The sequence below is a fragment of the Azospirillum thermophilum genome, from assembly GCF_003130795.1.
GTDB lineage: Bacteria > Pseudomonadota > Alphaproteobacteria > Azospirillales > Azospirillaceae > Azospirillum > Azospirillum thermophilum.
The window spans coordinates 1-13,950 of record NZ_CP029357.1 but is presented as its reverse complement, the minus strand read 5'-3'; the positions used below and the strand labels follow the sequence as shown (position 1 = coordinate 13,950).

The 13,950-nt window shown below is 67.2% G+C and carries 8 protein-coding genes; all 8 read right to left on the bottom strand.

Annotation, left to right across the window (positions count from 1 at the left end):
* Nucleotides 1-44: 44 nt before the first annotated feature.
* Nucleotides 45-740: a DUF3102 domain-containing protein gene (locus tag DEW08_RS25050; protein ID WP_109332486.1), complete on the bottom strand. Its 696-nt coding sequence runs from the start codon at nucleotides 738-740 to the stop codon at nucleotides 45-47.
* On the bottom strand, nucleotides 740-1,375 hold the full coding sequence (locus tag DEW08_RS25045; RefSeq protein WP_109332485.1) for a ParA family protein: 636 nt from the start codon (nucleotides 1,373-1,375) through the stop codon (nucleotides 740-742). Before DEW08_RS25045 ends, DEW08_RS25050 begins: the two co-directional genes overlap by 1 nt.
* A gap of 294 nt (nucleotides 1,376-1,669) precedes the next feature.
* Entirely contained in the window at nucleotides 1,670-2,206 is a 537-nt protein-coding gene (locus tag DEW08_RS30845; RefSeq protein WP_146214763.1) for a hypothetical protein, read from the bottom strand.
* Nucleotides 2,207-2,253: 47 nt separating this feature from the next.
* Nucleotides 2,254-2,817 (bottom strand): hypothetical protein, encoded by a 564-nt coding sequence (locus DEW08_RS30840; RefSeq protein ID WP_146214762.1) that lies wholly within the window; start codon nucleotides 2,815-2,817, stop codon nucleotides 2,254-2,256.
* Between the two features lie 45 nt (nucleotides 2,818-2,862).
* Nucleotides 2,863-4,092: a CHAT domain-containing protein gene (locus tag DEW08_RS25040; RefSeq protein WP_245987035.1), complete on the bottom strand. Its 1,230-nt coding sequence runs from the start codon at nucleotides 4,090-4,092 to the stop codon at nucleotides 2,863-2,865.
* Between the two features lie 206 nt (nucleotides 4,093-4,298).
* The gene (locus DEW08_RS32895) at nucleotides 4,299-6,692 is read right to left on the bottom strand and encodes a hypothetical protein (protein ID WP_245986983.1); all 2,394 of its coding nucleotides are present in this window, start codon (nucleotides 6,690-6,692) and stop codon (nucleotides 4,299-4,301) included.
* Nucleotides 6,680-13,378: a two-partner secretion domain-containing protein gene (locus DEW08_RS25035; RefSeq protein ID WP_245987034.1), complete on the bottom strand. Its 6,699-nt coding sequence runs from the start codon at nucleotides 13,376-13,378 to the stop codon at nucleotides 6,680-6,682. Before DEW08_RS25035 ends, DEW08_RS32895 begins: the two co-directional genes overlap by 13 nt.
* 37 nt (nucleotides 13,379-13,415) lie before the next feature.
* Nucleotides 13,416-13,950, bottom strand: a 535-nt coding sequence (locus tag DEW08_RS31385) for a ShlB/FhaC/HecB family hemolysin secretion/activation protein (protein ID WP_281262079.1), incomplete at its 5' end; no start/stop codon positions are given.

Genomic DNA, 13,950 nt, shown 5'->3' with positions numbered 1-13,950 from the left:
CGCCCTTCGTCATTTTCGGCCGGAACGGGCCGGCGGGCGGCGCCTCAATCCTCCGCCTCGTCTCCCAGCTCGGCGCGCAGGGCGGCGATCCGCGTTTCGATGCGCTGACGTTCGGCGAGCAGGCGGGCCAGCTCCGCCCGCTTCTGCTCCGTCTCCGGCCGCGTGCGCACGCGCAGCCGCTTCTTGAACGAGACGATGTCCTCGCGCCGCATCTCCGGCCGGATCACCCCCTCCCGGACGGCGCGTTTGCGCTCGTCATCGGTCAGCGTGGCGATCTGGTAGCAGGTCTCCGAGGAGGGCGGCAGCAGCCGGGTATCGACCTCGCCGCCATCGACCAGCCGCGCCACGCTCATCAGCTTGTTGGCGGTCGGATGCTGGAAGGGAAGATCGGCCGCCACCATCGCCATGAACTCGCCGTGCGGCAGCCGCGCCTTCGCGTGGATCAGATAGCGGCCGACCTCGATGAAGGTCTGCTGCCCGCGTGTCCACAGCCGCCGGATCTCGTTGGCAAAGTCTTCGCGTGCGAAGAGTTCGGATGGCCGCGCCAGGGTCGGCGGCGGCAACACCTCGCCATTCATTCCCCCAGCCTCGACCACCGGTCTGGGCGCCGGCTTGGCGGCCGGTGCGGGTCCTGGGGCGGCGCCCGGGGCGGCAGAAGACGGAAGCCGGGCAGCCGCCGGCTCCAGCATGCGCTTCAGCTCGTCGGCGTCGATGGATTCGAGCTGCCGTTTGCGGGCCATCAGCGGGCCTCCAGCATCTGTTCGACCTCGCCGGCGATCGCCTGGATCTCGGTGGTGGCGGAATTGTCGCCAAGCTCGATCGGCGTCGCCCCCTGGTACCACGCCGCCTGATAGATTGCGCGCAGCGGGAAGTCGGCGGCCAGCGTCGGGATCCCGAGCGCCGCGAGCTGCCCGCGGCTGTGGCTGGTGACCGAGGCGCGGCGGTTCACCTGGGTCAGCACCGCGGCATGCGGGATGCTGCGGCCCGAGAGGTCGGCGGCATTGTTGATCTGCTGCTGGGTGCGGCCGGCCTCGATGACGTCGCCCTTGGCCGGGCGGCAGGGGATCAGCACGGCGTCGGCCACGCCGACGGCATAGAGCAGTCCCCGCGCCAGGAAGCCGGCGACGTCGATGATGACGATGTCCGCCACCTTCGCCGCCGCCCGCGCCTCGGCGATCACGTCGTCTTCGCCCACCGCCCGGCAGTCGAGCCCGTCGTCGGCCCGCTTGCCGATCCAGCTCAACAGATTGCGGTTGGGGTCGGTATCCAGGCAGGTCACACGCTTTCCCTGGCGGCGCCACCAGTCGGCAAGACAGACCGCAAGCGTCGTCTTCCCAGGACCGCCCTTGGTGCTGGCTATCGCAATGATCGGCATGATGATCCCCCTTGTGCCCTGGAAAGTGCGGGAAAGGGGCCTCCTCCGTCAAGCCATGGCGACGCCGCAACACCCGGATGAGACGATTGCGCGCCGCCCAGTGCAGATTTGGGGCGGCTGCCGGTCAGCTGGAAGAAGCGGGGGAGGGGATAGGCTGGACAGGTTGTCCCTGCGCCATCAGTCGATCGATCTGCCCGGCGGCATCGTCCGCCGGGCAACGGGGCAACGGGCAACGGGGCGCCGGTATGGAGGGTGGCCCCTGCGGTGGTCGTTCCGCCGTTGCAGCCGGAGAGGTCAGAGATCTCTCTCTCCGCTCGCAACCGACATCTTTCGCTTTTTACTCGCGACCGACGTCTTTTGCTTTCCAGATAGAACTCTGAAACAGTCAAGTTTATAGCTTTTGCACGTTGTCACTATTTCAATATAATTATCACCATTTTTTTCGGATCGAGCATCAATAATAAAATCCGATAGCTCTATGATAGCGCTGCTATATACTTTTCGCCACAAATCAAATATCCTTTCTCCGATCTTTCGATCATTGACGTAAGCTGACATTATTTCAAGTTTGTCGAGTGTTTTTTTCGCGGTGTCTCTGTAATTGACATCTTTAACGCGATTATCGAAATCATACTCTTCTCTCACACGATATACAGTATCTGTGATTTCGCTGAATTCTTCTGACATAGACATAGCGAGAGTGAATTCTGAAGTATTGGACTGACTTTCTGCGGCATAATACTGTAGCCCTGCAGCTAGTGCGCAACATGCTGTAGCTACAAATGTGAGTGCTGGTATTGTATTGTTTTCACTCTTGTTGTTGTCATTCATGGCGCGTCCTCGATATTCATGATCAATTGGCGGTTGAATTCAGTTTTTTATTGCCTTCTGCACACTCCGCTTGTAAAAACAACGGCGGCATTGTCTGTCCCCTCAATGCCTTTCCCGCTCAAGGCAGCATTTGAACCTACCTCTCTGAAGTGCAGGTTATTTGGGACGCCGCCGTTACCGTTAATGAACGCTACCATGGCTTTTCTGAAACTGGCTGCATCTTCATCTGTCACTATTCCTTTACGGTAATTGACTGAAATGCAGATGTCTTCCCGAGGATCAGATACAAATATCAGATTCACAGATGCAAACAGCAGATTGGCCAATGGCTCTGGTATATTGCCTGATGGTATGTGGACACCATGTTTGGTTCTAGCCACCTGCCTTGGATCGAGGTCAGGTGCGGCTAGTGTGCAGTTTTCTGTGGGACTTGGCTTGCATTCGCATTTCTTCTTATAGCCCGGGTTGTTGGGAAGCAAATGGCGTCCCAACTGGCACATGGCAGCCTTTTTTTCGGGTGACATTTCCTGTGCGCATAAGGACTGGGTCTGCATGAAAGCCAGGACCCCAAGGAGTGTGAGAAGATATTTGAGCCGTTTGCTGAAGAACATGATTGATCTCCTTTGACGGGATCACTGCGGTTTTCTCAGGTCTGATCAGATCGGATTTCCACCGATCGCGAAATTCCCCCAGTAGTATGGATGAGACCAATCGTATCTACTCTTGGGCGCGCGAATGATCGATTTCTGCGCCTCCCACAGGGCCTGCCAGGGCTCCATCCCGTCGCGGCCGATGCGTTCGAACAGACGCAGCATGATCTCGTTGGAAGAATCGTAGTCCGATTGCCAGTAACTGCCGATGAATCCTCGCGCTCCGGCAAACAGGAAGGCTCTGGCCAGCCCGTCCCAGCCGTTTGGTCCTACCCAATATTCGTCACCCTGTACGACGTCGCAGGCCTGGGAAACGATCATTGCGCCCTTGAAGGACATTCCCATGATTCTGCTTTCCTTGAGCAGAAGCTGATAGCGGCCGTCGGAGTCCTTCGACGGAGACATCAGGATCGATGCCTCGCGAGCACAAGTGAGCTTGCCCGGACCAAAGCCATGGGTATACAGGTGAATGTACCCGCCGCTGTTGGTCGCCGCCACATCCTGGAGATTCTTGATCGTATTGTCTCCCTGCTCGCAGCGGTTCATTCGCCCGGATTTGAGGTTACAGATGCCGTTGTTGCTGCTCTGGGGAAAATATCTCGCGATGAGTGGTGCGATCTCCTCCGCCTCGGTGGACTTGAGCATGAGTATTTTTTCGTAGTCCAACTCACAGCGGGATGACTCGAAGGCGATGCCGGCTTCTCTCGGCGTGCTTGGTTTTAGCGGGTCCGAGAAGATCGAGTAACTCCGCGACGGCGTGTACACCATGTTTCGGCTGTGAACATAGGCGGCTGCGGTCGGCGCATAGGCGGTGGCATGCTTCCAGATCAGCCAGGGCCACTTCTCGGCTGCGGCCGCTTCCGTACCGTCGATGAGCGCTTCCAGCGCCTTGCGGTCGGTGGGCAGGATCGAGAACGGAATCCGGCCGAGATCGCCGCCGGCCACGATGGACAGGAGCCTGGTGTCGTTCAGGAGACCGGACAGAGTGCCGGATGCTCCTCCCCGAACTGGCGTGCCGACGGTGTGGCGGAATATCGTCTCGTATAGTCCCGCCGCACACAGATACCCGTCTCGCTGATCGTTCGGTCCGAAGCTGCATTTATTCTTCTGGTTCTTGTTCCTCAAATTCTCCAGCGTCTTCGGTTCGATTGCACCGGTTTGGTCACGCTTGTGCGTGACCTCCGAGGCGCTGAGCCAGACCGCGCGCGCGTAGTCGTTCAATGTCCGGGCGTCCATGTCCGCGCGGAACATCCAGGGGTCTTCGTCCTTACGGACAAGGAACCCATAGACATGGGCAGGGGTCGGTGTCAGAAGAAGGAACGATTCCTCTGCCTTCCTTATCGTGTTCTGAACCTTTCCATACTCGACGACCTGCTCATGGATATGGGCGCAGCCGGTGGGATTATTCCTGCAGTATTTGTCGAAGCGCGCAGGCAGATCCTTCAGCCTCTCCTCCAGCTCGTCCCGTTTCGCCGGCTGTTTCCCTTCCGGCGACGAATGCAGGGCCTTACCCTGCCGGTCCAGCGGCAGGTGGCTGTCGTTGACCCGTTCGGCGACGGCTTGCAGGCTGTCGCACAGCGCGTCCAGGTCGGCCGGCTTCTCGGACCCCTCCGCCTTCCCGGAGGCCGGCCGGCACAGCTGGAGCCCGCCCAGCTTCTGAAGCTGGGCGACACGGAACATCGCCTCGAACAGGGGCTTGCGCGCCGGACCGTCGGCCCGTTCGAAATCGCGGTAGAGATGGTCGAGATAGGCGCCGATGGCATGATCCGACAGGCCGCGGCGGAAGCGGTAGGCAAGGCGATACAGCTCATCCGGCATCGCGCTCTGCGGCAGTGCCGGCGGCGGGCTGTAGAACAGCCGTTCCGCTTTGGAGAACAGCTCCCGGCCGGTCTCCAGGGCCGGGCCGTCCGCCCCCTGATCCCGGCCAGATCCAGGGCCTGCGCGGCGAGGAAGACCAGCCGCGCCTCCGCCTGGGGGAGACGGCGCAGCTCGGCTCCGACATCGTCGACCTTGAATGGCGCCGGCTCGTCCACGGGCGTCTCGGGGGCCGGCTTCAGACCTTCGAGCGTCTTCAGCGCGAATGCCACGTCCGACAGGGCGGAGGTCGTATTGCCGGCCGCCAGATGGCTGCGGGCACTGGCCTGACGCAGCCGCGCCTCGGTCGAGCGTGCGGCGAGGCCAGTGCTCACCAGCAGGCGCCGGGCATCCCTGCGAAGCCGGTCCGCCTCGTCCGCGTTGCCGCCGACATCCTCGAGCAGGGACCGATGATACAGCATCTCGGAGAGCGCATAGCGTGCCTGCGGAATCCGGGGGTCGAGGAAGACCCGGTTCTCCAGCGTCGGCACGGGCCTGTCGGCCGGTGCCGACGCTGCCGGCCGACCGCGCAACAGGGCGGTACAGTGTGACCAGGGATCATTCTCGGGGGTCGCCGGCACGTCTCTTGGACAGGGCGCGGCGTTCCCCGGCCTGTTCTTGCTGAGATTTCCGCACGAGCAGGAAGACGGCTGTCTGGGCATCGTCGATTTCAGCGCGCCATCCTCGGCGATGAATTCGCAATAGGTGTTCTCGACAGTCTTCGAGGACGCGATCAGATCACCGATCTTCTTGCGGACGGCGCTTTCCCGGTCCGACCCTTCGGCCGACGATGACGCCGCAATCTCGTTGGAGCCATGGACGACACAGTAGTGATGCGCTTTCAACGGCAGCAGCACGTCGGAGATGACTCTTTTCCAGGAGGGGGCGCCTCCGCCCGACACTGAAGGATCGATGTCCCATAACAGGCTCTCGGCTTCTTCCAACGTATCCTTGGCCGATTTGATCTGGCCGGTGTTGCTGAGGTTGAGGGCGAGCTGAAGCAGGACGTCGGCGCGCGACGGATCGTGCACGCCCTTCTGCGTGAACAGTGTCAGGTTGGCGTCGCTGTAGTTGCCGGCCGCGTTGGAATACAGGCCGAAATCGTGGTACGCGCCTGCAATTTCAAGTTGTTTACGCCACTGCGTCTCGTTGCCGATAAAGCCCTTCAACTTACCCGCGCATTCTTCCTGCCGACCCTGATCGACGTTCCGGGCTCTGTCCAGGACCGCCTGGACAGCCGGGACGGAGTCGTCTTTCCCTGAGTTGCACGCGCCGATGCGGCCCTGTTCCACGTAACCGAGGTGGATCCCCTCTCCGTCCGGCACGGCGAAGGCAGTCACTGCCCGTATGTCCCCGCTCCACTCCGATGCCGGGGAGGAGTCGGATTCCGGCTCGGGATGAGTTTGGGAAGCCAGCGTGGACAGGCTGCTGGACTTCACCTCGCACTCCAGTACCGCGCCTCTGAGGCTCCCGCCGACGCCAAGCGCCTTCACTTCCGGCGTCTTGCCCGTGCAGTCGAGCAGCGCCATGCCGTGGGTCGCCCAGGCGCCCTTCGTCAGCATCTGCTTCAGGTCGTCCTCCGTCGCCTGCCATCCGGGCGGCGACCTGCGATGGACCAGCTTGCCGGGGATCGGCGGAAGCATGTCGCATTGGATGCGCCAGGCCTTGTCGATGCCGAGGTCCGGCATGTCCGGCGGCACGGGGCGGAGCGCGCAGAACTTCCCTTGGTCAGCGGTCTTCGTCAGCATTCCGACCGCCCGCCAGTCACCGGCCTGGTCGTCCGCCTGGCCACCCGCAGGGCTTTGCGGGCGTGGCACGGGGTCGTGCCGCGGTCCCTCGCAGGCCGCGAGGCCGAGGCCACCCGCTGCCGCCACCGCGGCAAGCAGGGCCAGCGTCCGACCGCGGCGGAGCCCGTCCTGCAGGACCCGGCCGGACAGTGCCGGAAACAGTGCGCGGTCCAGTCGTCGCATCATTTCGTCCATCTGCGGATGAAGTCTTCGTTGCCGGTGTTGATCAGGTTGTCCCTGATCGGATCGGCCGGAGGAAAGACCTGGTGGAAGAGGGGGCCGGCGAGGGTCGGCTCCGGGCGCACCGGTTCGAAGGGCGGCAGCACGACGCAGGTGACGCCGCCGATCGCGCAGTTGTTGAACTTGTACGCGTTCTCGCGGGGCAGCTGCTTGAAGACCAGCTGCGCCGCGGCCGTGCCGGGGCGTCCGCCGACCGTGCCGAACAGGCTTGCCGATCCGCCGACGCCTGCGACGCCCAGGCCCTTGGCATGGATGGTGCCTGTGATCGTCCCGCTGCCTGCGAACAGGCGGAACTCCGAATTCCCCGCATAGGTCTCGCCCAGTGCGATATTGCCGTTCAGTGCCGGCCGCCGCTTCGCGAGCTTCAGGAAGTCCGGCGACGCGTCGCCGGCGGCGAAGTCGCCCGGCCCGAAGGATGCGTCGTCGGTGGTGTCGATCACCACCGTCTTTGAGGTGAAGCGGCCGGGGCGGGACACCGTCACGGCCCCGCGGGCCTGCAGGAAGGTCTTGTCGGTCGCCAGCACCGGCTGGTCCAGCGTCAGGCTTCCGGCACCTTGCCGCCCGACCCTGATCTCGGCGAGGTCGCCCGCGGCGGTCAGCCCCTTGATCTCCTCGGTGGTCGTGAGGCTCGCGACGCTGCCGACGGTCAGGTCGCCGCCGGCATGAAGCCTGATCGACGTTCCGGCCGTCCCGGCGACGGTGCCGATCGCGTTGCCCGGGTTCATCAGCGCGATGCCGCCGCTCGCCTGCGCCAGCAGCTTCGGCGCCGTAAGGTTCGCCCCCGCCGCCTGGATCAGGTCGCCGCCCTGCGCCTGCAGGTGGGCGGTCGTGCCGGCGGCAAGTCCGGTGCCGGTGATCCGCAGGGCGGAACCGGTGGACAGCGCGAAGCTCCCCGTGGCGCTCCCCGAAAGTTCGCCGACCATGTTCGCCGCCCGGACCAGCGCGACCGAGCCAGCGCCGGAGAGCCCCGCCCGCAGATCCGCCATGGTGGTGCGCAGGGGGGCCTGCGCCTGCTGGGTGATGTCACCGGTCAGGGTCCGAAGCCGGATGGCGCCGTCCCATCCCGCTGCGACGATGCCGGCCTGCGCCGTGATGGTGCCGGCGCCCGTCACGGTGCGGTCGTCGGCGACGGTGATGCCGGAGACGTTGGTGAAGGTGAAGCCGCCGCCGCTCTGGCCGGCGCTGCCCGCCACGCCGCCCGACACCCGGTTGCCGGTGTCGGCCAGCAGGACGCTGCCGCTGCCCGACGACCGGCCGGCATGGACGAGCAGGGTGGTCGCCGTGATCGGGGCGCCGCCCGCCTGGACGACGTCGCCGGTCTCGCTCTGCAGGCGGACGGTTCCGCCGCTGCCGGTCGCCGCCAGTCCGGCCGTTCCTTCGACCGCTCCCACCGCCGACAGCGAGCCGAGCGTCAGGGTGCCCCTGCTGGCAAGGTCGAAGGAGCCCGCCGCGCTCCCGGCGATGGCCGAGGCGATGGCGTTGGAGCGGTTCGTCAGCTCCGCCGAACCGCTGCCGCCGGCGCCCGCCCTCACCAGCAGCGTCTGCGCGGTCAGGGCGGCGGCGGCGCTGCCGGTGGCCTGGGAGATCGATCCGCCCGCCTTCAGGCCGATCGCATGGCCGGCCGCCGACAGGCCGCCGCCGAGAGTCAGTGTTCCATCCGCGCTGGAAACCACCAGCGACAGGTCCCCGCCGGCCGTGACCGGTCCGGATACCGCCAGGGAGGAGGCGTTGGTGAAGGCGAACCCGCCGCTGCCGGTGGTGAAGCCGCCGAGGGTCGTCACGCTGTTGGCCCGGGTCAGGCTGGCGGACCCTCCGGCCGAACCGGTCAGGGTGCCGGCGGTGATGGTGCCGCCGGTCTGCGTGATGAGCCCGCCGCTGACGAACTGCGCGGTCGCGGTTCCGGCGTCGTAACTGGTGCCGAGGACCAGCGGGCCCGTGCCGCTGGCAGCAATGACCAGGTTGTTGCTTCCGGTCCTCACCGGACCGCCGATGCTGACGCCGCCGTTGACGATCGAGATGCCGGGCGAAGCGTTCGTGTCCAGCGACCCGACAAAGTTGCTGGTCCCGCCGCCGCCGCTGTGAGACAGGCTGGCCGCCCGGATGGAGGAGCCTGCCGACAGGTTGTAGGCGCCGGTGACGCTCAACGCCCCCAGGCGATAAGCGCTGCCGAGCGCCCCCGTGAACGCGACGTCGCCCCCGGTGACGAGCGCCAGGCCGGCCGCGAGGTCGGACTCCGGATCGACCGTCCCGCCGAAGGAGATCCGTCCATTGGCCGTGGAGGTCAGCGTGGAGCTCGTCTTCAGCGTCACCGCGTCGTTGTAGGACTGGTTGCCGGTGGTGTGCACCGAGACGCCGCTCAGCACGGTGGTGCCGCCGTTGTCGCTCGTCAGCGCCGACAGCGCATCAGCACCGCCCACCGCGCCCTTGAAGCTGGTGGTGCCGCTGCCGCTCGCCACCAGCGCCCTGGCCGTGGTGTCGACCGAGTCGACGGTACTGGAGAAGGTGACGTCCACCCCGCTCAGCGTCATGTCGCTGCCCAGCCGGACCGCGTCGTCGTAGAGCTGGTTGCCGGTGGTGTGCACCGAGTCGCCGCTGAGCACGGTGGTGCCGCCGCCGTTGCTCGTCAGCGCCGACAGCCGGTTCGGGCCGCCCGCCGCCCCACCGACCGCGCCGTTGAAGCTGGTCGTGCCGGAACCCGTGACCGTCAGCCCGGCGCCGCCGTCGGTCTCCGCCGTCACCGCGGCGAGGGAGACGGCTCCGGAACCGGAGCTGAGCACGGTATCGGCGGTCAGCCGGGTCGGGCTGGTGCCGAAGTCGATGGCGGTGTTGGTCGTCTGGACCTGCCCCGCCAGAACCTTCGACGACGGTGCCGTCGCCGTGACGCCGCCGGTGAAGCGCAGCGTGTCGGTCGCTTCGTTGCCCAGCGTGACGGTGCCGGTGTTGAGGAAGGTGACGGCGTTGTCGACCGTGCCGCCACCGAGCAGCGCCACCGAATAGCCGTTGCCCGAGGTGGTCAGGTCCGGCGTGGCGAGCGCGCCGTGCACCGTCACGCTTCCCCCCGTCTTGCCCGACAGGTCCAGCGCCCCGCCGGCATTGATGGACAGGCTGCCCTGGAAGTTCGCCGTGCCGCCGCCGGTGAGCGTCAGCCGGGACAGCGGGTTCGTGCCGCCCACCGCGCCGTTGAAGCTGGTGATGCCGCTGCCGCTTACCACCAGCGCCCTGGGTGCCGGGGGCGTGCTGCTGACCGAGTCGACGGTACTGGAGAAGGTGACGTCCACCCCGCTCAGCGTCATGTCGCTGCCCAGCCGGACCGCGTCGTCGTAGAGCTGGTTGCCGGTGGTGTGCACCGAGTCGCCGCTGAGCACGGTGGTGCCGCCGCCGTTGCTCGTCAGCGCCGACAGCCGGTTCGGGCCGCCCGCCGCCCCACCGACCGCGCCGTTGAAGCTGGTCGTGCCGGAACCCGTGACCGTCAGCCCGGCGCCGCCGTCGGTCTCCGCCGTCACCGCGGCGAGGGAGACGGCTCCGGAACCGGAGCTGAGCACGGTATCGGCGGTCAGCCGGGTCGGGCTGGTGCCGAAGTCGATGGCGGTGTTGGTCGTCTGGACCTGCCCCGCCAGAACCTTCGACGACGGTGCCGTCGCCGTGACGCCGCCGGTGAAGCGCAGCGTGTCGGTCGCTTCGTTGCCCAGCGTGACGGTGCCGGTGTTGAGGAAGGTGACGGCGTTGTCGACCGTGCCGCCACCGAGCAGCGCCACCGAATAGCCGTTGCCCGAGGTGGTCAGGTCCGGCGTGGCAAGCGCGCCGTGCACCGTCACGCTTCCCCCCGTCTTGCCCGACAGGTCCAGTGCCCCGCCGGCATTGATGGACAGGCTGCCCTGGAAGTTCGCCGTGCCGCCGCCGGTGAGCGTCAGCCGGGACAGCGGGTTCGTGCCGCCCACCGCGCCGTTGAAGCTGGTGATGCCGCTGCCGCTTACCACCAGCGCCCTGGGTGCCGGGGGCGTGCTGCTGACCGAGTCGACGGTACTGGAGAAGGTGACGTCCACCCCGCTCAGCGTCATGTCGCTGCCCAGCCGGACCGCGTCGTCGTAGAGCTGGTTGCCGGTGGTGTGCACCGAGTCGCCGCTGAGCACGGTGGTGCCGCCGCCGTTGCTCGTCAGCGCCGACAGCCGGTTCGGGCCGCCCGCCGCCCCACCGACCGCGCCGTTGAAGCTGGTCGTGCCGGAACCCGTGACCGTCAGCCCGGCGCCGCCGTCGGTCTCCGCCGTCACCGCGGCGAGGGAGACGGCTCCGGAACCGGAGCTGAGCACGGTATCGGCGGTCAGCCGGGTCGGGCTGGTGCCGAAGTCGATGGCGGTGTTGGTCGTCTGGACCTGCCCCGCCAGAACCTTCGACGACGGTGCCGTCGCCGTGACGCCGCCGGTGAAGCGCAGCGTGTCGGTCGCTTCGTTGCCCAGCGTGACGGTGCCGGTGTTGAGGAAGGTGACGGCGTTGTCGACCGTGCCGCCGCCGAGCAGCGCCACCGAATAGCCGTTGCCCGAGGTGGTCAGGTCCGGCGTGGCGAGCGCGCCGTGCACCGTCACGCTTCCCCCCGTCTTGCCCGACAGGTCCAGCGCCCCGCCGGCATTGATGGACAGGCTGCCCTGGAAGTTCGCCGTGCCGCCGCCGGTGAGCGTCAGGCCGGCGAGGTTGCTCGCCGCACCGGCGACGGAGAGCGCGCCGCCGTTGCCGGCGTCGATCCGCAGGCCGGCGCCGTTGCCGTCGAGCGCGCCGGAGAACTGCACCGCGCCCCCGGCCGGCGCAGCGCCGCCATTGGTCGTGTCGATCGTCACCGTTCCACCCAACGTCACCGGCTGGGTGAAGGAGATGCTTCCGGCGGCAGTGACGTTGCCGCCCAGCGTGATGCCGCCGGTGCCGGCGGCGAAGCTGATGGCACCGGTCCCGCCGCCGCCGACCGCCGCGGTGGTGACCAGCGCTCCCGCCGTACCGCCATAGGCGGGATCGAAGTTGCGGCCGGCCAGCAGGTCGAGACGGGCGCCGCCCGTCGTCTGGACCGCCGCGTTCACGGACAGGGTGCGCCCGGCCTGCAGCGAGGCCGAGGTTGCGCCCGCCCCGAAGGTGACCGGATCGGTGACGGTGATGTCACGCGCGGCCTGCAGCACGACGTCGCCGGTCAGCCCCGCCAGCGCCGTCGGCGTGAAGGTGGCGGTGCCTCCGGAGATCGTATCGCCGTGAAGCACGCCGTCCCCCGCCAGCAGGCTGTCGTCGCTCACCGCGGCCGAGGCGATCACGATGTCCACGGGGTCGAGCAGCGTGGTGCCGGCGCGGCCCGCCGGTGCCAGCGTGTCGACGGTGCCGCGGAAGACCAGCTGCTGCTTGCCCGAAACCTCGACCAAGCCGCCGTTGCCCCCGGCGGTGCCGCCGCGGGCGGAGATGGCGCCGGCGAACCAGGTCGATTCGTCGGCCCAGACGATCGCCGTGCCACCATTGCCGGAGCCGGTCGCGTCGGCCGTGATCCTGGCACCACTGTCGACGCGCGTCCGCCTGGCGTTCGGCTGCGGCCCGCGGCCCTGCAGGCTGCCGCCCACCTCGACGCGTCCGCCACCGGCCTGACCGGACGCGTCGATCCGCGCCGCCGGGCCGAGCCGGACGTCCTGCCCCAGGACGGCGACCGAGCCGCCTGTCTGTCCCGGCGCGGCGCCCGACACGTCGACCCGCCCGTCGACCGTGACGGAGCCGGTGCGCCCGCCGCCGATCACCACCTTGCCACCCGTCCGGTGGACCGTGCGGGCGGACACCACGCCCGTCATGTTGACCACGCCGTCGACCACGCCGCGGGCGTCGGCGGCAGTGATTTCAACCAATCCGCCGTCGGCGCGGATCGTACCGCTGTTGGACGCGGAGCGCCGTCCCGCCGCACCGCCCGCGTCCGGAGACGCGGGCTCCACGATCTGGAAGGAGATCAGGCCGTCGCCGTGCAGGTCGAGCACGAAGGCCTCCGCCCCGCCCAGCACGACCTTGCCGAGCCTGGCGTTGATGGTGCCGGAATTGGCGACCGAGGGGGCGACCAGCGCCGCCAGGCCGGCCTCCTGCACGGTGATTTCGCCCTCGTTGCTCACGGCGGCCCCGGGCTTGGTCGACGCACGGTCGAAGCGCAGCCGGCCTTCCATGAAGTCGCGGTTGGCGATGTCGGCGGTGGTGGCGATCAGGCTGTTGACGTCGACCTGCGCGCCCCGGCTGAAGGCGATCCCGCTGGGATTGACCAGGATCACCCGTCCGTTCGCCGACATCCTCCCGGCGATCGACGACGGGTCCGGCCCCGTCACCCGGTTCAGCGTCGTCGAGGCCGCGGACGGCTGCTGGAAATGGGTATGTTCGCCGGGTCCGATGCTGAAGCTGTGCCAGTTGACGATCGCCTGCTCGGTCGACTGCCGGACCTCCAGCCGCGTGCCGGAGGACGAGATGGTCGCCTGTCCCGCCACCACCTGGCCGTTCTGCGGATTGGCGAGCGCATCGGGGGCGAGCGTCACGATCACCAGCGTCACGGTCACGCCCGCGGCGACGGGGTTGCGTCCGGAGATGCTGGTGCGGCCCGCGCCGCCCTTCCGGCGCTTCTTTCCGCGGGTTCCGATGCCGGCCTTCATGATCGACAAGCCCCTCTCTTCCTGGAAATGGCCTTATTCAGAACTGGCTGCCGACCCGCCAGTAGACCGCGTGGCGGTCCAGCGGGTCGGTCCCGACGCCGCCCGGACGGCGCTGGGCCCGGCGGACATATTCGACCTCCATCCGCAGCTTCCGTTCGAAGTCGAAGCGCAGGCCGCCGCCGGCGCTTTCCACCCGCCGGCGCGGCGGATGATCGGGATCGACGTCGTAGGCGAAGCCCTGGTTGTAGAAGCCGTACAGGGTGAGGTCGGTGCGGATGATGGGGTCGAAGGACAGCAGCAGGTTCTTGCGGGTGATGCCCAGTTCCAGGTCCGCGATGAAGCCGCGGTCCCCGGTGATCTCGCCGGAGTAATAGCCGCGGCCGTAGCGGGAGCCGCCGAAATACAGCTTCTCGCCGGGCAGCAGGATGTCCCTGGTGTATTGGCCGCGGATGCCGGCGTCGAGGTCGATCGCCAACTCCTCCTCGTCCCACAGCTCCCACTCCTCGCCGGCGAAACGGAGGGTGGGCGGCAGCCCCAGCCGGGTCCGCAGTTCGCCGGTCAGCTTCGAGAAG